An 18,218-nucleotide genomic window follows, 5' to 3' on the forward strand; every position below is an offset into this window, starting at 1 on the left:
AGCGCCAGCGAGCGTCTCGAAACCAAGGCCCCCGGTCGTCGCTCCGGGCATGTCGCACGGTGTGGCCGCCGAGCAGCTGTCCGACCAGAACGCGCGAAACGCCCGCAGACCTGGCCGCTCGATCCGCAATTTCCGGCCGCTCGGCGCAATTCGGGGCACCTCGGAGGGCAATTCCGGGAACGTCGTTCTCAGGGCGGGTTCAGGCTGGACTGGCACAGTAGGTACGTGACCGCCGCCGCCGCCCGTCCCCGCGTGCTCGTCGTCGACGACGACCGGGCCGTCCGCGAGTCCCTCCGGCGGTCCCTCGAGTTCAACGGGTACGACGTGTCCCTGGCCTGCGACGGCGCCGAGGCGCTGGCGGGGATCGCCGGGTTCGGGCCCGACGTCGTGGTGATGGACGTGATGATGCCGCGGCTCGACGGGCTGGAGGCGACCCGGGCGCTGCGGGCCGCGGGCAACGACGTGCCGATCCTCGTCCTGACCGCCCGCGACGCCGTCGGAGACCGGGTCGAGGGGCTCGACGCCGGCGCCGACGACTACCTGACCAAGCCGTTCGCGCTGCAGGAGCTGCTGGCCCGGCTGCGTGCGCTGCTGCGCCGGGTGGTCCCGCACGAGGCGGAGGCGGACGAGACGCTGACCTTCGCCGACCTGAGCCTCGACATCGCCAGCCGCGAGGTGCGGCGCGGCGACCGGGCGATCGAGCTGACCCGCACCGAGTTCACGCTGCTCGAGATGTTCCTGCGCCGCCCCCGCCGGGTGCTGGAGCGCTCGTTCATCCTCGAGGAGGTCTGGGGCTACGACTTCCCGACCACCGCGAACTCGCTCGAGGTGTACGTCGGCTACCTGCGCCGCAAGACCGAGGCCGAGGGTGAGCCGCGGCTGATCCACACGGTGCGCGGCGTCGGCTACGTCCTCAAGGAGGGCACCGGATGACCGCCGGCCCGGGCGCCGGCCCGTCGACGGGCGAGCAGCCCGGCGCGACCGGTTGGGCGACCGGGCTCGGGGAGCGCAGGGACAACCGTCGCTGGCACTACAAGCGCAGCCTGGCCAGTCGGGTCGGCCTGCTGACCGCGATGGCGGTCGGCATCACGGTCGCGGCCCTGTCTCTGGGCGTCTACGTCACCGTGCGCATGCAGATGCAGAACTCGATGGACACCTCCCTCCTCGACCGGGCGGAGCAGGCGGCCACCGCGTCGAGGGTCACGGAGATCACCGCGGAGGTACCGGCCTGGGCGCTGGGCGCGGCCGACGTGCGGATCATCTTCATCACCGAGAACCCCCGTGTGCGGCCCCGGTCGCTCGACCGCGGCCCGCTGCTCAGCCTCGGCCAGCCCGAGCTCGACGTCGCCGCCGGCCAGGACGCACACTCCATCCGCACCATCACCGCCGAGGGCGGCACCCGCTACCGCGTGGTCACCGTGCCCACCCAGCCCGGCAACGCGCTGGTCCTGGCGCAGTCGCTGGAGTCGCAGGAGCGGGTCCTGCACAAGCTCGGGATCGTCATGCTGGTGATGGGCGGGCTGGGCGTGCTCGCGGCCGGGCTGGCCGGCTGGGCAGTGGCCCGCAACGGCCTCCGTCCGGTACGCCGCCTCACCCGCGCCACCGAGGAGATCGCCCGCACCGAGCACCTGGCCCCGATCGAGGTCGAGGGCAACGACGAGATCGCCCGCCTCTCCTGGTCGTTCAACGCGATGCTCGCGGCGCTCGCCGCGTCCCGCGACCGGCAGCGGCGCCTCGTCGCGGACGCCGGCCACGAGCTGCGCACCCCGCTGACCTCCCTGCGCACCAACCTGGACCTCCTGATCCAGGCCGAGCACGGCGCCGGCATCCCCCCGGAGGCCCGGGCCGAGCTGCTCGACGACGTACGCGCCCAGATCGAGGAGATGACCAACCTCATCGGCGACCTGGTCGAGCTGGCCCGCGACGAGCCGCTCCCGCACGTGGTCGAGACCGTCGAGCTGACCGAGGTGCTGCACCGCGCGGTCGCCCGCGTACGCCGCCGCGCGCCCGGCGTGGCCTTCGACGTCTCCGCCGACGAGTGGTGGCTGACCGGGGAGTCCTCGGCGCTCGAGCGGGCGGTGACGAACCTGCTCGACAACGCCGCCAAGTGGAGCCCGGAGTCGGGCACCGTGACCGTCCGGCTGCACGAGGGCGTGCTCACCGTCGCCGACCAGGGGCCCGGCATCTCGGCCGAGGACCTGCCCCACGTGTTCGACCGGTTCTACCGCTCCAAGGAGTCCCGGGGCATGCCCGGCTCCGGTCTCGGCCTGTCGATCGTCCGGCAGGTGGCGATGCGCCACTCCGGCACCGTCGACGCCGCGGTGAACCCCGGCGGCGGAACCTTGATGACGCTGCGCCTCCCCGGCGCACCGTGGCCCCCGCCAGGGTCCGCGCCGGTGCTCGAGACCGAAGAGGGCCGGACCGCCTGAGGTCGCGACTCCCGCCCGGGGTAGGCGTCGGATGACGGCTCCGCCCGCGGAGCTCCGTCTCGGCTACCTTTCGGGAAGGAGGCGCAGATGAGCGAGCAGGGCTGGCGCGAGTTCCTCGCGGCCGAGGGTGTCGAGGACTGGGTCGTCCTGCACGGCGGCGCCGCGGCGGTGTTCCGCGTCCTGTCGCTCGGGGAGGCTGCCCGGCTGGCCTCGACGGTCGCCGACGTCCCGGGCATCGCCGACGCGGGGGTGCTGATCACGATCGGCGCCGAGCGCGTCACCGTGCGGCTGACGCGGGGCGTCGAGCGGCTGGAACGGCGGCACGTCGACCTGGCGCGCGGTGTCTCGGCGGTCGCCCGCGAGCACGGGGCCGTTGCCGACCGCGCCGCCGTCCAGGAGGTCCAGCTCGCCGTCGCCGCGCGGCCCGACGACCTCGACGTCGGGTTCTGGCGTGCCGCCCTCGGGTACGCCCCGCTGGCCGAGGACAACGCTGTCGACCCGCTGGGGCACGGATCGACGGTCTGGATGCAGGACCTCGACCCGGGCCGGCCGTTGCGCCACGCCATGCACGTCGACGTCTCCGTGGCCCGCGAGCAGGCCGAGGATCGGGTTGCGTCGGCGCTGGCAGCCGGCGGGCGGATGGTGGACGACTCGAGCGCCCCCCGGTACTGGACCCTCAGCGACCGGGCCGGCAACCGGGTGTGCATCTGCGCCTGGCCCGACGGCGCCCCCTGGCCCGGTTCCACGACGGCTTGACCTTGACGCAGCGTCAACCTTGCACGCTGGTCCCATGACCACTCCAGAGACCGCCATCGAGGTCGCCGGGATCACGAAGTCGTACGGCGACAACGCGGTGCTGCGCGGCATCGACCTCACCGTCCCCGCCGGCACCGTCTACGCCCTGCTGGGACCCAACGGCGCCGGCAAGACCACCATGGTCCGCATCCTCTCGACCCTCGTCGCCGCGGACGACGGAACGGCCCGCGTCGCCGAGTACGACGTGCGGACCGAGCCCCACGGCGTACGCCGCGCGATCGGCGTGACCGGGCAGTTCTCGGCGATCGACGACCTGCTGACAGGCCGCGAGAACCTGCGGCTCATGGCCGACCTCGCGCACCAGCCCGCGCGCGAGGCCGCCGCCCGGGTCGACGGGCTGCTCGTCCGGTTCGGGCTGACCGACGCCGCCGACCGACGTGCGGCGACGTACTCCGGCGGCATGAAGCGCCGGCTCGACCTCGCCATGACGCTGGTCGGCCGGCCGCGGCTGATCTTCCTCGACGAACCGACCACGGGGCTCGACCCGCGCAGCCGGCGCGACCTGTGGCAGATCGTGCGCGAGCTGCTCGCGGACGGCGTGACGGTCTTCCTCACCACGCAGTACCTCGAGGAGGCCGACCAGCTCGCCCACACCGTCGGGCTGCTGGACGGCGGACGCCTCGTCGCCGAGGGCACGCCCGCCGAGCTCAAGGCCGCGGCCGGCGGCGAGACCCTCGACGACGTGTTCCTGGCGCTCACCGGCCACGCCGCCACTCCCGACCACGACGACGAGACGGAGGCCCTCCGGTGAGCACCATGACGACTGCGCTGTCCTTGGGCGTCCGCGACTCGGCCACGCTGACGCGGCGCAACCTCAAGCACCTGGTCCGCTACCCGTCGCTCACGGTGACGATCATCGCGATGCCGGTGATCTTCCTGCTGCTGTTCGTCTACGTCTTCGGCGGCACGCTGGGCGCCGGGCTGCCCGGAGGGGCCGGCAGTGCCGACCCGCGGGCCGACTACCTGCACTACCTCACCCCCGCCATCCTCGTGATGACGGTGGTGGCGGTGGCACAGAGCACCGCGATCCTGATCGCGAGGGACGCGACCGAGGGGATCATCGACCGGTTCAAGACGTTGCCGATCGCCCGGTCGGCGCCGTTGACCTCGCACGTGCTGGCCGCGATGGTGCAGACGACCTTCGCCCTGGCCGTGGTCCTCGCCGTCGCGTTCGCGATCGGCTACCGCAGCGGCGCCTCGCTCGCCGGGTGGGCCGGCGCCGCCGGCATCCTCCTGCTGATGGGCTGGGCCGTGACCTGGCTGTGCGTGTCGATCGGGCTGGCGAGCGGCAGCGTCGAGGCAGCCAGCAACGCGCCGATGCCGCTGATCCTGCTGCCGTTCCTCTCCAGCGCGTTCGTGCCGACCGACTCGATGCCGGCCGGGCTAGCCTGGTTCGCCGCGCACCAGCCGTTCACCCCGATCATCGAGACCCTGCGCGCCTGCCTCGACGGGCGGGACCCGGGTGCCGACGCGTGGTGGGGCGATCTGCTGGTGCGTGGCGATCAGCGTGGTCTGCTTCTGGTGGGCCGGCCGGGTCTTCGGTCGGGTTCGGGCAGTCTGAACCCATGCTCACGATCAGCCAGCTCGCGTCGTACGCCGGGGTCACGGTGCGCGCGGTGCGGCACTACCACCACGTCGGGCTGCTGCCCGAGCCGGAGCGGGACCGCTCCGGCTACCGCACGTACGGCGCGGGCGACGTCGTCCGCCTGATCCGGATCCGCACCCTGGCCGAGGCCGGCGTACCCCTGTCCCGGGTGCAGGAGCTGCTCGACTCCACCCCCGCCGAGTTCGCCGACGCGGTCACCCGTGTCGACGTCGAGCTCCGGGCGCGGATCCGCGAGCTGCAGGAGCACCGCCGGCGGATCGCCCGGCTCGCCGACGGCGACTCGCTCGCCGTACCGCCCGAGGTCGTCACCTACCTCGACAAGCTGCGCGCCAGCGGTGCGTCGCAGGCCATGGTCGAGGGCGAGCGCGACGGCTGGATCCTCATTGCTGCCCGCTGGCCGGACAAGATCCCCGCGTTCATGGCCGACAAGACCGCCCAGCTCGACGACCCGCGGACCGTGCAGCTCTACCGTCTGCTCGACGATATGGTCGCAACCGGCATGGACGACGACAGGCTGACTGCCGTCGCCGACCTGATGGTCGAGATGATGGAGGAGTCCGCCCAGCGCGGTGACCTGGACCGACAGGACGAGGACCTCGGGGACGACGCCTTCATCGGCCTCATGGACTCGTTCGCGACCGACGCCCACCCCATGGTGGAGCGCCTCCAGGAGCTGCTCGCCGAGCGTGGCTGGTCCGGCTGGAGCCGCATGGAGCGCACCCCCGAACCCTCCACCACCCGACGCCGCACCCGTCGTTGACCTGCTCGGCCGCGGGCTCCACGGGGGCAGGAGGCCAGACGAGGTGTCAGCCGAGCTGTCGCAGGGTGTCGGAGATCGCGGCCTCGTCGTCGACCGGGATCCGCTGCCAGGACGCGCCCTGGTCGAGGCTCACGTGGAGGAAGAGCCGCCCACCGGTGTTCTCGATCGCGGCCATCCGTCCCGGCCGGAGCCACCCGGCAGGGAACATGTTCTCGCGCAGGTAGGTGAAGTCGTCTTCGCCGAAGGCCCCGTCGAAGCCCGTGCCGCATTCGAGCTCGTGCTCGCTGTACGAGCCTCCGTCCCCGTAGAACTCGCCAGTCCCCCAGTGCACGGTGCAGTCGTGGTAGACGAACCACAGGGACTCGTCGGGGTTGGGGCCCCAGCTGAGGCCGGCCTCCGGCCACCACGCTCCGAGGTCGCGCAGCACGCGATCGCGGTCCTCGGCGCTCCGCGCGAGTGCCATCGGCCGCAGCGTGCCCGCAGCCTCGTCGAGGACGAATGGGTGCGTGGTGCCTTCCGAGCCCCCGGGCTCGAAGTTGACGGTGACCGCGCCGGGTCCGGAGGCCGCAGTGACCGGGTCGTCGATCAGCGAGCGCAGCCGACGCTCGGTGCCGTCGGCGCGCAGCAGACGGTAGTCGGCAGCGTCGAGGTTCGCGCCCGCCGGCGGAGGCTGGAAGACGAGAACTGCGTCGTCGGCGACCGCCGTGAGGCTGTACGACGACTGGCCGTCGACGCCGAACAGCGCGGACTGCCCGGCCTGGGCCACCTCGAGCGCGAAGTGCGAGTGTCCGCGCCGGATCGGGCCGTCGACGTCGGGCCCACAGACAGCCCGGGGCCCGTCGCAGACGGCGTACGACCGGACGGTGATCCCGGACGCCGTCACGTCCTCGGCGTCGACTGTTCCCTCGGCGCGGATCCGCTCGAGCGACCACGCGTCATCCGTCGGTGAAGGACCTCGGGTAGGGCTCGGACCGGTCGGTTCGATGCGATCCCCGGCCTGCGGTCCGCCGGCCGCGACGGCGGCAGCTCCCACCACTCCCACGACGACGGCCGCGGCGACTCCGACGACCAGGGTCCGGCGGCGGCGGAGCCTCCGCTCCCCACGAAATGCGTCCGCGCCGGGAGGGGTGTCGGGGGCCTGGATGTGGTCGTGCAGGTCCACGAGCCGGGTGATGACGTCGTCGTCGATCATCGCTCTTCTCCTTGCAGCGAGGTCGTGCCGAAGTCGGAGGTAAGGGCGCGGCGCAGCGCGGCGAGGGCGTCCCTGGTCTGGCTCTTGACGGTGCTGGTACTGATGCCGAGCTCGGCGGCGGTCGCCTCGACCGAGAGGTCCCAGATGTGCCGCAGGACGATGACCCTGCGCTGCCCGGGCGGCAGGCGCCGGATCGCCGTCCAGATCACGTCAGCGTCCTCGGCGGTCATCCCCGGCTCGAGAGCCAGGTCGACGGAGGTCGTGGTGGTCGACTCGCGGCGCCAGGGACGCCGACGGTCGCTGTAGTGGCTGTTGACCAGGATCCGGCGGACGTACCCCTCGACGTTGTCGGCACGGCTCACCCGGGGCCAGTTTGCGTACAGCCTGGCCAGCGTGTCCTGGACGATGTCCTCAGCCCGGTGCGGGTCACCGCACAGCAGGCAAGCGGTGCGGAAGAGCGTTGCCCGCCGGGCTGCCACGTAGGCGCTGAAGGCTGGTTCGCGGTCCATCGGGCCCCCTTTCGCGTCCCTGACGCACGCAGACGCGTCTCAGGACGGGTCGCGCGAAAGAATTGGCGATGCTTCCTGGAAGTGTCGCACCGCCCGCGCGAGCGTGGCGGGCCGAGGGCGCCACTCCAACCACGACCGACGGACCTCTGCAGGGCTGCCTCGAGAGCCAGCCGGGTGTGGCCAACCCACCCCCAAATGTGTGGCTGGCAGGCCCGGCCGGCCGGTCTGCACGACCGCGCGTGAGCCGCCCGGGTCACTAGCGTTCCTGGCACGTCGAACGTCGACGAAGCCGGACCAGGAGCCAGTCATGAACATGCACTACGAGCTCGCCAAGACCGAGATCGCCACCCGCCTGCACCACGCCGAGTCCCGCCGCTCAGCCAGGCACGCGCGCACCCGGCAGCGGCAGGATCTCAGGCCGCGGTGGCAGCGATTCCGCTCCACCTGACCCCAATGGAGGACGTTTGTTCCCATGCGCACCATGGCTGGATACTGCCCCGGTGGGTGTCCGCAACTATCTCGTCGAGGGCGTCTCCGGAACGGGGAAGACCTCGGTGTGCCGAGAGCTGAACCGGCGTGGCTACCAGGCCATCCACGGCGACAGGGAGCTCGCGTACCAGGGCGACCCCGAGACGGGTGAGGCGACCGACACCGCTACGCACCAGCACCACATCTGGGACGTGGGGCGGGTGCGGGCTCTGGTGGCAGAGCATCAGGAGCCCGTCACCTTCTTCTGCGGGGGCTCCCGCAACTTCTCGACGTTCATCGACCTGTTCGACGAGGTCTTCGTCCTCGACATCGATCTCGAGACCCTGCACCGGCGGCTCGGCCAGCGCCCGCAAGACGAGTGGGGATCGAAACCATCCGAGCGCGACCTCATCCTCCGACTCCATCGGACCAAGGAAGACATCCCGGGTACTGGCGTGGTGATCGATGCGACGCGACCGCTCACGGACGTGGTCGACGAGATCCTTCGTCAGGTGGAGCTGTCCGACGCTGGCCGGGACCACGCCGGTTGATGTCGTGCCGCCCACGACTGCGCCACGATCGACACTGCGTCGGAGCACGCGGCTGCGGGAGGACTGGTCATGAGGTTGTCATGCGCGAGGACGGGGCTCGCTGCGTTCGCCTGCGCGGGCCTGGCCGCGGTCGCGGGTTGTGCGGACGCCGTCCACGAGCAGTGGGAATCACGCGAGCCACTTCCCAGCTGCGGCACCGTGCAACTTCGACACGGTGAGTCACTGGAGTCCCGGGGCACGGAGCAGGTCCAGTGTCTTCGCGTCGCACTGGACTCCGGTCGGGGAGGGGAGCTGCGCATCGAGTACCCCACCGCTGAGGGTGACCCCGTCACGGAGTACTACAGGGTCACTCCCGAGGGCACGACGGAGGTGTACACCGACGCCACGAAGGACACGAACAGCGATCAACGGTGGAGCTACGGCGAGTGCGACCGGCCCACGTCGGTGCTGGATGTCGCCTGCTGAGTGGGGTGCCTGGTCACGGTCGCGTGCACAGTGCGGCGTACAGCAGGCCGGGGCTCAGGTAGGAGACAGGGCCACCGACCTCGTCCGACCGGCCCGCTCACGATGACGGCGACGGAGCGGCTGCAGTCCGTGAGCACACCGTGTGTCGGGCCTCCGCGTGTGGGCGACCCGGCTACGCGGGCTTCTGGCCGACGACGTACAACCGCTGGCTCGTCTCACCCCGGGCGGCAACCGGCCCGCGCACGTACCACTCGACGTCGACGAGTCCGGCGCCCTCGACCACCCCGACCACGAACGCGGGTTCGTGCAGGACGGCGTCCAGATGGACGTCGTGGCCGAGCCACTCGTCGAGGTGGCGGACCTCGGCGCCCGCGTGCATCGCGAGGACCAGCCAGCCGCCGGGGTCGAGCGGGCGGGCGAGGGCGGCCACCGCGTCGGGGAGCTCGGAGGCCGCGAGGTGGATGAGCGAGTACCAGGCCAGCACGGCGGCCCAGCCCGACGACGTGGGCGGACGGCTCAACCGCCGCAGGTCACCGACCTCGAACGTCGGGCCCGGGAAGCGTCGGCGGGCCTCCGCCACCATGGCGGGCGACAGGTCGATCCCGGTCGCGTCCGCACCTCCCTCGGCCAGGTACGCCGTGACGTGCCCCGGGCCCGAGCCGACCTCGACCACGGGCCGGCCAGCGGCGTGGGCGAGCACCCGGTCCAGCAGCCAGGTCTCGAATGGCAGGTCGCGCAGCTCGTCCACGAACTTCTCGGCGTAGTCGACCGCGACGGCGTCGTACGACGCCCGCACCCGCCCGTCGCGCGTCTCCCCGCCCTCCGCGATCACGGACTCCCGGTCGACCACCACCGTGGCGACGGCCGCAACCTGCTGCGGCACCGGTCCCAGGAGGTGCACCCAGCGCCGGTCCTGCTGCCCCGGGCGCCGCTCGAGCTCGCGCACCAGCGGTTGGGGACGCCCCGCCATCCGACGCAGGCATGCCTCGACCTCGTCCCGGTCCCTGAACTCGTGCAGCCGTTGCGTGCGGGTGCGCAGCTCGCCGGGCGCCTGCTCTCCCCGGAGCAGCAGCACCGTGAGGACGGCCCGCTCGTCGTGGTCGAGTCCGAGCAGCTCGTCGAGCGTCTGGTGGTACTTCAGCACCCGTCGTCCGGTGTCTGCCCAGACGATGCGCAGCAGCCCGCGCTCCTTCAGGGTCCGTGCTCGCCGTTCGACGGTCTCCTGGTCGAAGTCGACGACGGGCTCGCGGTTGCTCGTCTGGTTGCAGGCGGTCCGCAGCGCGCTGGCGGTGAGGGGATAGGACGCCGGCACCGTCGTCTGCTTCTCCAACAGGCTGCCGAGGATCCGTTGTTCGTCGGGTTCCAGGACGGGGAGCTCGCTCACCTTCCCGACCCTAGAACCGATCCGGGTCCCGATGGGGCGTGTGACGGCAACCCAGGTGGGAACCCGACTGCCGTGCATGGGAGCGTTCGCGACGACCACTCAGGCCTTCGGATGACCGCGAGCAAGGTCTGCGCCCAGGACATGTCGAGATCCCAGCCCGGGCTCCGTCCCAGCATCGAGTCGACCAGATCACCATTGGAGGATCGATCGCATGGCACACGTACGACGTTTCGACCACATCGGCATCACCGTCGCGGACCTCGAGTCGGCGACTGCGTTCTTCGTGGGGCTGGGTCTCGAAGTCGAAGGCACCGGATCCGTGCAGGGCGAGTTCGTGGATACCGTCTGCGGCATCCCCGGCGCGCACTGTGAGATCGCGATGCTGCGACCGCCCGATGGCGGTTCCCGGCTGGAGCTCGCGAGCTTCGTCACGCCCGACCACGTGCCGGGCTCGCCCACGGCGATGGCCAACGAGCTCGGCCTGCGCAACGTCTCCTTCGAGGTCGACGACCTCCAGGCGGCCGTCGACGCGGTGGCAGCGGACGGGTACGGGCTCGTGGGCGGCATCGGCACGTACCAGAACAGCGTCCGGATGGCCTACGTGCGCGGACCCGACGGGATCATCGTGTCGTTGTTCGAGCAGCTCGGCTGACGTACGTCGCACCACCAGCCTCCGTCTGACGAGTCGGCCAGAGCGCTGGGACAATGGCGCCATGGCGGTGTTGGAGGGCTTGTTCATCCTCGGGGCGGTGGGCGCCGTTCTGTATGTCGTGATCCGGGCGCTGGAGAGCAGACCCGGACACCCGGCGGTGACCGCCGGCCGGTGGCGCGTCGCCCACTACGACGTCGACGGTCACACCCGCGTGGTGGTGCACAAGGTCAGGCCCGGGAGCGCCCAGGTCCTGGACGAGCATGTCATCGCCGAGATCCCCGTGAACGATCCGGAGTACGACGAGCTCTTCATGACCGCCATGGCGACAGCACGCCAGCGCAAGGCGATCTTCGAGACCGAGGAGTAGGCAGCGCGACGTCGGAGCGGGTGCGCCCCGCCCCGCGGGTGGGACATCATCGCGCGGGGAGCGGCGTGAGCAGTCGGTGCGGCGTGCGGAGCCCGACCGACACCGGGTCGTCGCGGACGGTGAAGTCCGCTCCGGGTCCGGGATGGATCTCCAGGTCGCCCGGCGAGGGGCTCTCACCACAGCCGGTGCACCGCCCGTCCCGGCCGAGCCGACCGCACCCGACATGGACGAAGACCCGGCGGGGAGCGCCGGGCGTGGTCCGCTGCTCGCCCCACTGGGTCAGCGCGTAGAGGGCCGGCCACAGGGCGAGACCGTCGTCGGTGAGGTGGTACTCCGGGTGCCCGTCCCCGGAGCGGGTGAGCAGACCGTCCGCGACCAGCGCGTCGAGCCGGGTGCTGAGCACGGCCCTGGAGATGTCGAGGTGGGCCTGGAGGTCGGAGAAGCGGCGGACGCCCCAGAAGCAGTCGCGCAGGATCAACAGGGTCCAGCGCTCGCCGACCACCTCGAGGGAGCGCGCCAGGGAGCAGTCCTGTCGTGCGTAGTCGGTGCCGAGGGGCATGTGACTTCTCCGTCCGACAACCGTCTGGTCTGATGAACAGACTCTATGCTACCGTCTCAATCAGTTCGACCATCAGACCAAACCCTCAGGAGACGTCGTGGACGCAGCCCGACGCACCCTGCTCAGCGCGACGCTGGGCACGATGACGGTCCTCGTGGCCTTCACCGCTCCACTGGCCAACCTGAACCAGACCGCGGGCGGGCTGGACGCGGGGCCCACCGGTCGCACCTGGATCCTCAGCTCCATGGCCATCGGCCTCGGTGCGTTCCTGCTCACCGCCGGCCGGGTGGCGGACGACTACGGCAGGCGCCGGGCGTTCGTGGCCGGGTCGGTCGTCCTCGCCGTCGGCTCGCTGGTGTCGGCGGTGACGCCCGACGTCGAGGTGTTCGTGCTCGCTCGCATCGTCACCGGGGTCGGCGGAGCAGCGGTGATCGCGTCCGGACTGGGCATGATCGCCGTCGCGTTTCCGGACCCCCTGGAACGAGCGCGGGCCACCGGCTGGTGGGGCGCGAGCGTCGGCGCCGGCATCGCCGTCGGCCCGCTCGTGTCCACGTGGCTGGGTCGCTGGCACTCCTGGCGAGACGTGTACGCCGTGCTCGCACTGGCAGCGGTCCTCCTCGCCGTGACCGCCACGGGCTGCCGCGAGTCCCGTGCCACGCACCGGGCCCGGCTCGACCTGCCAGGCATCGTCCTGCTCGCCCTGGGGACCAGCGCTCTGCTCGCCGGGCTGACCGAGGGCCGGCAGGGCTGGACGCGACCCGCGGTCATCACGCTGCTCACGCTCGGTGTGCTGCTGCTGGCGGCCTTCGTGGTCGCCGAATGGCGCTCCGACCACCCGATGATCGACCTGGGGCTGTTCCGCCGTCCCGCCTTCGCCGCCGTCACCGCGGCCGCCTTCGCCACCGGCGGTGGGATCATCGCCCTGCTCTCGTTCGTCTCCGGGTTCGCAGGTCTCGCGCTCGGGCTGGCGCCGACGACGACCGCCTGGCTCATGCTGGCCTGGTCCGGTCCCAGCGTGCTCACCGCGCTCGCCGCACGCCGCCTGCCCCACCACTGGACCGGTCGCGCCCGGATGGGGAGCGCCCTCGTGGTGATCGTGGTCGGCCAGCTGATGCTGTGGGGCGTCGACTCGACGAGCGGAGCCGCCCGGTTCGTGCCCGGCCTGCTGCTCGCAGGGGTCGCCACCGGGGTACTCAACGCGGCGCTCGGCCGAGAGAGCGTCGCCAGCGTGCCCGAGGGCCAGGGCGCCCTCGGCAGCGGCGCCAACAACACCGCGCGCTACCTGGGGTCCGCGCTCGGCGTCACCGTGGTCTCGGTGGTCGCAGCGCCGTCGGGATCCGCGACGAAGGAGGCTCTGGTGGCGGGCTGGGACCGAGCTGTGATCGTGACCGCGGCGGTCTCGCTGCTCGGCGCGCTGGTCGTGCTGCTGGTCGGCGAGCGGTCCGCCGTCGAGCCTGAGCCGCGGGACACTGCCCTTGCGAAGCTGTCGCCCGACGAGGCGTGGGAGGGTTGACTCGTGGCGGAGCAGGGCCGGCTGGTCGCGGTGGAGCTGGTCGCGGCGCGCCTCACGTTGACGCCGCTCGAGCTCGCCGATGCGGCGGACATGGTGGGGGTGCTGAACGATCCGGCGCTGTACGCCTACACCGGCGGGTCCCCACCGGGCCTCGAGGAGCTGCGGCGCCGCTACCGGCGCCAGGTCGACGGACCCTGGCCGCAGGGCCAGACGTGGCTGAACTGGGTCGTCCGTCTGTCCCCGCACGAGCCGATCGGATACGTCCAGGCCACGGTCACCGCACAGGAAGCCGACCTGGCCTGGGTGGTCACCACCGACCACCAGCGCCAGGGCTATGCCACCGAGGCCACTCGAGAGGTGGCCGGGTGGCTGGGCCGGCAGGGCATCCGCCGGCTGACCGCCCACGTGGCGCCCGGCCACGCGGGCTCGGAACGTGTCGCCACCGGTGTGGGGATGCGGCCGTCGGGGGACGTCGACGATGCCGGAGAGCAGATCTGGCATCTCGACACGAGCCGACCGAGGTAGGGGTCGCCCGGGCCGTGGCGCACCAGACGTCCGTCGCGCGGACGACGATGCAGGCCGGTTCAGCTCTTGGCGGCGCTCGTCTTCTTGGCCGCCGTCTTCTTGGCGGCGGTCTTCTTCGCCGCCGACTTCCGGGCGGACCCGGCCGTCTTCCGGGCCGAGCCGGTGGTCTTCCTCGTGGCCTTCGCGGTCGCGTTCTTGGCCTTCGAGACGGTCTGCTTGCCTGCCTCGGCGGGCTCGGGCGGGAACCAGACAGCCTTGGTGGCCTTGACCTTGGCCATGAACGTGGCGCCGCGTGCGGCCCACTTCTCCCGGTCCGTCACGCTCTTCACCGGGCTCTTGATGTCGATCATGTACTGCGTCCTCCCTCGTTGACCTTCGGCGGCGCCCCACCTGACCCGGCGGTCGCTCCCCGGGTCCTCTCTCCTGGCGCCACCCTTCCCGTGCCCAATGTCCGGCGCGGTTAACTCCGACCAGGCCCGCCGGGGCAAGGGCACGCTGTTCGTCTAGCGCGTCGACTCGTCCGGCCGGTCGAAGACCCGGAGCAGCCGGTCCGCCTTCCAGCAGGACTCGGCGTACTCCTCGGCGACGTCGGAGCGGACGGTGATCCCGCCGCCGGTTCCGAGCTGCCAGGTGCCGTCGCCCGCGGTGGTGAGGCTGCGGATCACGACCCCGAGGTCGGCCCGCCCGTCGCCGGCGATCCACCCGAACGCACCGGAGTAGACCCCGCGTGGGGTGGCCTCGACGTCGCGGATCACCTCCATCGTGCGCAGCTTCGGGGCGCCGGTCATGGAGCCGGCCGGGAACAGCGCCCGGAGCGCGCCCACCGTGGTGACCCCGTCGCGGAGCCGGCCGCGGACGGTGGAGACCAGCTGGTGCACCGACGGGTAGGACTCGACGTCCATGAGCACCGGCACCTCGACGGTCCCGGGCTCGCCGACCATCCCGATGTCGTTGCGGAGCAGGTCGACGATCATCAGGTTCTCGGCCCGGAACTTCGGGTCGGTGGCCAGGTGCCGGCGCAGCCGCTCGTCCTCCTCCGGGGTCGCGCCGCGCCGGGTGGTGCCCTTGATCGGCTTGGTCTCGAGCACCCGGTGCCGGTCGACGGTCGCGTACCGCTCCGGCGAGGAGCTGAGCAGCCAGCGGCCGCGGTGCTGCAGGAACCCGGCGTACGGCGCGGGGTTGAGCGAGCGCAGCCGGAGGTACGCCGCCACCGGGTCGAGGTCGCTCTCGACCGTGAGCCGGTGGGTCAGGTTCACCTCGTAGCTGTTGCCGGCGCGCAGCTGCTCCTGGACGTCGGCGAACGCGGCGGCGTACTCCTCGGGGACCGGCACGTCGGCGGGCGCCTCCCCCGACGGCAGGAGCGGTCCGGCCGCCGCCTCCGGGTGCTCGAACACCTCGACGTGCCGGGTGCGCATCCAGACCGCGTCGGGCATCGGCGCGTCGGGAGCGACCAGTGCCGGCAGATCGGGACGGCTGGCGTAGCCGAGGTAGCCGACCCAGTGCACGCGCGGCTCGTCGCCGTCCATCTCGTCCTCGAGCACCGCGAACACGTCGGTCCCGACCACCCGGGAGCCGCCGCCGTCGTGTCGGGTGACCTCACCGCGGGCCGCGTCGTAGGTCAGCGAGACGTCGTCGTCCTCCAGCCAGCCGAGCAGGGACCGGTGGCCCGACCAGGGCCGGGCACCGCCGCCGTCCAGCCAGAAGCAGCGCGCGTGCGCTGCCGCGATCTCGACGAACCGCTCCACCGGGTCGCTCACGCGGCACCGCCGAGGAAGTTGGCGACCAGCCGGACTCCGTGCTCGCTGAGCACCGACTCCGGGTGGAACTGCACGCCGTGCAGCGGCCTGGTCCGGTGCCGCACCCCCATCACGACGACGCCGCCGGCCGGGTCCGGGCACCACGCGGTGACGACCAGGTCGTCGGGGACCCGGGTCGCGGCCAGCGAGTGGTAACGCACGCAGGCGTACGGCGACGGGATGCCCGCGAAGAGCCCGGTTCCGTCGTGGCTCACCGCGGCGACCTCTCCGTGCGCCGGCTCGACCCGCTCGACCAGCCCGCCGTACGTCGTGACCAGGCCCTGCATGCCCAGGCAGACCCCGAGGACCGGGACGGTGCCGGCCCGGAGCACCTCGCCGCCGACCGCGAAGTCGCCCGGGTCGGCCGGGTGTCCGGGTCCGGGCGAGAGCACGACGTGGTCGAACGAGAGCACGTGCGCGGCCGTGGTCGCGTCGTGCTGGACCACCTCCGGCAGGATGCCGGTGACCGCGGCCAGCAGGTGCACGAGGTTCCACGTGTAGGAGTCGTGGTGGTCGACCACGACCACGCGCGACGCCGGCTGGGGGCTCACGCGCGCAACCTACCGTCCCGGACCCGGGCCGGTCAGGACGCGGACGCGGTCCCCGCTCCCGCCTCCGCCTCGCGCAGCCGCGCGCACAGCCGCTTGAGCAGCACCCGGGTGAACTCGGGGCGATCCTCGAGGAGGGACTCGAAGACCATGTGGCCCACGGCGAGGGCGTGCACGTCCTCCTCGATCGTCACCGTGGCCGAGCGCGACAGGCCTGCGAGCAGGTCCACGGCCGCCAGCTGCTCTTCCGGCTCTCGGGTCGTCGTCATGGCCCCTCCTTCGGCCAGACCCCGTGACAGGGGACGCCCCTCCACGGTAGGACGCGGCCGGGTCCCGCGGAACGCCCCGAACGGGCGGCTAGCGGGTGATTGCCCGGCAGTCGCGGGGAACCGCGTCGAAACGCCGGGCCGAGCGGCAGGCAAGGAACTCCCGCAGCTTCCCGCGGAGCCGGCGTACGTCGGCCTGCTCGGAGCTCCGGCGGAAGGTGTTGGTCTTCTCGAAGCCCGCGTCGCGGTAGTCGTAGTACTCCCAGGCGTACTTCGCGTGCCGCCACCGGTTGTCGAGGTCGAGCCGGACCAGCAGCCCGTCGCGGTCGCGGACGGCGACGTACGACGGGATCCGGTCCATGGTGCCGCCGGCGAAGGAACGGTCGGGGTCGGTGCCGCCGAGCGACTTCGCCCACGTGTGCTCGAAGAACGCGTAGCGGTGCCGGACCAGCGCCGGGTCGGTGAGGGTCGGGGCGAACGACCGGCCCGAGCGGTACGCCGGCGTCGCCACCCCGGCGAGGTCCTCGACGGTGGCGGCCAGGTCGATGTTGGACACCACCTCCTCGCGGGTGCCGGGCACGACTCCGGGGCCTGTGACCACGAGCGGCACCCGGACGTCGCTGTCGTAGGGCAGCCCCTTGCCCTTGCCCATCCCGTGCTGGCCGAGGTGGAAGCCGTTGTCGGAGCTGAGCACCACGTAGGTGTTCGGGCCGGTGGCACGCAGGATCCGGCCGACCATCCGGTCGACGGACTGCGCCATGCGCGCGCGGTTGCGGCGCGAGGTGGTGGCGGTCCGCCGGCCGACCCGGTCCCGGGCGGGACGCCACGACGGTGCGCGACCCCCGCTGCTCCAGAAGGGTCGGTTGTCGCCGATCCGGTCGCCGAAACCGGGCAGCCCGGAGACTCCGAGCGTGCGGCAGGCAGTCGGGCCGCAGTTTCCTCCCGGCCGCCGGGACGACGGGCGGTCGGCGAAGGCCGGCGGGAACAGCGGGTCGCCCCGCCAGGCCCGCTTGCCGACACTGTTGTGCGTGGCGTACGGCGCGACCTGGAGGAAGTACGGCGCCCGGTCGTCCTCGTGCCGGCGGATGAAGTCGAGCGCGGTCCGCCCGATCACGGTGCCGGCGTACGTGGTGTCCTTGGTCGCGCGCGAGGCGCCGGCCCGCGGGACGCCGAAGCGCTGGACCCGGCCGTCGCGACGCAGCATCTGGAATCCCCAGCCCTTGTACGCCGAGGCGAACACCGGTCGCCACTCCGACCAGCCGGGCGGCCGGACCGCGCGGGTGCCCGGCTTCGGCGGGTTGTAGAGGTTGAGGAACTTGCCGACGTACCCGGTCGTGTAGCCGCCCCGCTTCAGCTTCACGCTGAAGCTGCGCTCGCCGTTGCGGTAGGCCCTGAACGCGTTCCACCCGCCCAGCGGCCCGGGGCCCGCGCTGGTGTTGGGGGTGTTGAGCAGCACCCCGGTCTGGTGCGGGTACTGCCCGGTGAGCAGGCTCGACCGGGACACGCAGCACAGCGAGTCGACGACGTAGGAGTTGCGGTACGACGCGCCGTGGGCGGCCATCCGCCGGCCGTTGCGCATCGACGCCCACAGGTCCATGGAGAAGTCGTCCATGAGCACCAGCACGATGTTCGGTCGGCCCGCGGCCACGGCCTTCGCCGGAACGGGCGCGGCGGCCGCGGCGGACCCGGCCGTGCCGGGGATCCCGCGCGGGCTGGCGGTGGAGCCGGCGGGCCCGGCGAGCACGGCGACGGCGGCCAGGACGGCGACCAGGCCGGTGAGCGCGCGCAGGCGGACAGACATGGATGACCCTC

General features: G+C 72.3%; 22 protein-coding genes. 13 read left to right on the forward strand and 9 right to left on the reverse strand.

Going from position 1 to position 18,218, the window contains the following annotated elements:
- Positions 1 to 225 precede the first annotated feature (225 nt).
- The 6 genes from EKO23_RS01355 to EKO23_RS01380 all read left to right on the forward strand — a co-directional run bounded on the left by EKO23_RS01355 (position 226) and on the right by EKO23_RS01380 (position 5,611).
- Positions 226 to 933 carry a response regulator transcription factor gene (locus EKO23_RS01355; RefSeq protein WP_134713314.1) on the forward strand — a complete coding sequence of 236 codons (708 nt, stop codon included), beginning with the start codon at positions 226 to 228 and terminating at the stop codon, positions 931 to 933.
- Complete coding sequence (locus tag EKO23_RS01360) at positions 930 to 2,429, forward strand: sensor histidine kinase (RefSeq protein ID WP_134713316.1); 1,500 nt, start codon at positions 930 to 932, stop codon at positions 2,427 to 2,429. Before EKO23_RS01355 ends, EKO23_RS01360 begins: the two co-directional genes overlap by 4 nt.
- Before the next feature lie 87 nt (positions 2,430 to 2,516).
- A complete protein-coding gene (locus EKO23_RS01365) occupies positions 2,517 to 3,185 on the forward strand; it encodes a VOC family protein (protein ID WP_134713318.1) in 669 nt (222 codons plus the stop codon).
- Positions 3,186 to 3,219: 34 nt separating this feature from the next.
- The gene (locus tag EKO23_RS01370; protein WP_134713320.1) at positions 3,220 to 3,996 is read left to right on the forward strand and encodes an ABC transporter ATP-binding protein; all 777 of its coding nucleotides are present in this window, start codon (positions 3,220 to 3,222) and stop codon (positions 3,994 to 3,996) included.
- 5 nt (positions 3,997 to 4,001) lie between these two features.
- Complete coding sequence (locus EKO23_RS26010) at positions 4,002 to 4,955, forward strand: ABC transporter permease (protein ID WP_246050843.1); 954 nt, start codon at positions 4,002 to 4,004, stop codon at positions 4,953 to 4,955.
- Positions 4,862 to 5,611 (forward strand): MerR family transcriptional regulator, encoded by a 750-nt coding sequence (locus EKO23_RS01380; RefSeq protein WP_246050860.1) that lies wholly within the window; start codon positions 4,862 to 4,864, stop codon positions 5,609 to 5,611. Before EKO23_RS26010 ends, EKO23_RS01380 begins: the two co-directional genes overlap by 94 nt.
- A 46-nt stretch (positions 5,612 to 5,657) precedes the next feature.
- On the opposite strand, the gene EKO23_RS01385 is transcribed toward EKO23_RS01380, so the two are convergent.
- Positions 5,658 to 6,803 (reverse strand): hypothetical protein, encoded by a 1,146-nt coding sequence (locus tag EKO23_RS01385; protein WP_134713324.1) that lies wholly within the window; start codon positions 6,801 to 6,803, stop codon positions 5,658 to 5,660.
- On the reverse strand, positions 6,800 to 7,312 hold the full coding sequence (locus tag EKO23_RS01390) for a SigE family RNA polymerase sigma factor (protein WP_134713326.1): 513 nt from the start codon (positions 7,310 to 7,312) through the stop codon (positions 6,800 to 6,802). Before EKO23_RS01390 ends, EKO23_RS01385 begins: the two co-directional genes overlap by 4 nt.
- Before the next feature lie 307 nt (positions 7,313 to 7,619).
- On the opposite strand from EKO23_RS01390, the gene EKO23_RS24995 reads away from it, so the two are divergent.
- The 3 genes from EKO23_RS24995 (at position 7,620) to EKO23_RS01400 (ending at position 8,796) form a co-directional block, all read left to right on the forward strand.
- Entirely contained in the window at positions 7,620 to 7,760 is a 141-nt protein-coding gene (locus EKO23_RS24995; protein WP_167880277.1) for a hypothetical protein, read from the forward strand.
- 52 nt (positions 7,761 to 7,812) lie between these two features.
- The gene (locus tag EKO23_RS01395; RefSeq protein WP_134713329.1) at positions 7,813 to 8,331 is read left to right on the forward strand and encodes an AAA family ATPase; all 519 of its coding nucleotides are present in this window, start codon (positions 7,813 to 7,815) and stop codon (positions 8,329 to 8,331) included.
- A 198-nt stretch (positions 8,332 to 8,529) separates the two neighbouring features.
- A complete protein-coding gene (locus tag EKO23_RS01400; protein WP_134713331.1) occupies positions 8,530 to 8,796 on the forward strand; it encodes a hypothetical protein in 267 nt (88 codons plus the stop codon).
- A 172-nt stretch (positions 8,797 to 8,968) separates the two neighbouring features.
- Here the strand turns inward: EKO23_RS01400 and EKO23_RS01405 are convergent, their stop codons facing one another.
- Positions 8,969 to 10,180 (reverse strand): DUF480 domain-containing protein, encoded by a 1,212-nt coding sequence (locus tag EKO23_RS01405; RefSeq protein ID WP_217702401.1) that lies wholly within the window; start codon positions 10,178 to 10,180, stop codon positions 8,969 to 8,971.
- 211 nt (positions 10,181 to 10,391) lie between these two features.
- Between EKO23_RS01405 and EKO23_RS01410 the strand changes: the two genes are divergently transcribed.
- Positions 10,392 to 10,832 carry a VOC family protein gene (locus EKO23_RS01410; protein WP_134713335.1) on the forward strand — a complete coding sequence of 147 codons (441 nt, stop codon included), beginning with the start codon at positions 10,392 to 10,394 and terminating at the stop codon, positions 10,830 to 10,832.
- Positions 10,833 to 10,893: 61 nt separating this feature from the next.
- Complete coding sequence (locus tag EKO23_RS01415; RefSeq protein WP_134713337.1) at positions 10,894 to 11,199, forward strand: hypothetical protein; 306 nt, start codon at positions 10,894 to 10,896, stop codon at positions 11,197 to 11,199.
- Between the two features lie 46 nt (positions 11,200 to 11,245).
- On the opposite strand, the gene EKO23_RS01420 is transcribed toward EKO23_RS01415, so the two are convergent.
- A complete protein-coding gene (locus tag EKO23_RS01420) occupies positions 11,246 to 11,758 on the reverse strand; it encodes a winged helix-turn-helix transcriptional regulator (RefSeq protein WP_134713339.1) in 513 nt (170 codons plus the stop codon).
- Between the two features lie 97 nt (positions 11,759 to 11,855).
- On the opposite strand from EKO23_RS01420, the gene EKO23_RS01425 reads away from it, so the two are divergent.
- Positions 11,856 to 13,271 (forward strand): MFS transporter, encoded by a 1,416-nt coding sequence (locus EKO23_RS01425; RefSeq protein ID WP_246050844.1) that lies wholly within the window; start codon positions 11,856 to 11,858, stop codon positions 13,269 to 13,271.
- 3 nt (positions 13,272 to 13,274) lie between these two features.
- Positions 13,275 to 13,796 carry a GNAT family N-acetyltransferase gene (locus tag EKO23_RS01430; protein ID WP_217702402.1) on the forward strand — a complete coding sequence of 174 codons (522 nt, stop codon included), beginning with the start codon at positions 13,275 to 13,277 and terminating at the stop codon, positions 13,794 to 13,796.
- Between the two features lie 59 nt (positions 13,797 to 13,855).
- On the opposite strand, the gene EKO23_RS25655 is transcribed toward EKO23_RS01430, so the two are convergent.
- The 5 genes from EKO23_RS25655 to EKO23_RS01455 all read right to left on the reverse strand — a co-directional run bounded on the left by EKO23_RS25655 (position 13,856) and on the right by EKO23_RS01455 (position 18,207).
- Positions 13,856 to 14,146 (reverse strand): hypothetical protein, encoded by a 291-nt coding sequence (locus EKO23_RS25655; protein WP_175582645.1) that lies wholly within the window; start codon positions 14,144 to 14,146, stop codon positions 13,856 to 13,858.
- Between the two features lie 153 nt (positions 14,147 to 14,299).
- A complete protein-coding gene (locus tag EKO23_RS01440; RefSeq protein ID WP_134713341.1) occupies positions 14,300 to 15,553 on the reverse strand; it encodes an anthranilate synthase component I family protein in 1,254 nt (417 codons plus the stop codon).
- Positions 15,550 to 16,143: an anthranilate synthase component II gene (locus EKO23_RS01445; RefSeq protein WP_134713343.1), complete on the reverse strand. Its 594-nt coding sequence runs from the start codon at positions 16,141 to 16,143 to the stop codon at positions 15,550 to 15,552. Before EKO23_RS01445 ends, EKO23_RS01440 begins: the two co-directional genes overlap by 4 nt.
- Before the next feature lie 32 nt (positions 16,144 to 16,175).
- Positions 16,176 to 16,409, reverse strand: a complete 234-nt coding sequence (locus EKO23_RS01450; protein ID WP_134713345.1) for a cyclic nucleotide-binding domain-containing protein — start codon at positions 16,407 to 16,409, stop codon at positions 16,176 to 16,178.
- An 88-nt stretch (positions 16,410 to 16,497) separates the two neighbouring features.
- Entirely contained in the window at positions 16,498 to 18,207 is a 1,710-nt protein-coding gene (locus EKO23_RS01455) for a sulfatase-like hydrolase/transferase (RefSeq protein ID WP_134713348.1), read from the reverse strand.
- Positions 18,208 to 18,218 lie beyond the last annotated feature (11 nt).

It is taken from the genome of Nocardioides guangzhouensis (genome assembly GCF_004519545.1).
In the GTDB taxonomy this organism is placed as follows: domain Bacteria; phylum Actinomycetota; class Actinomycetes; order Propionibacteriales; family Nocardioidaceae; genus Nocardioides; species Nocardioides guangzhouensis.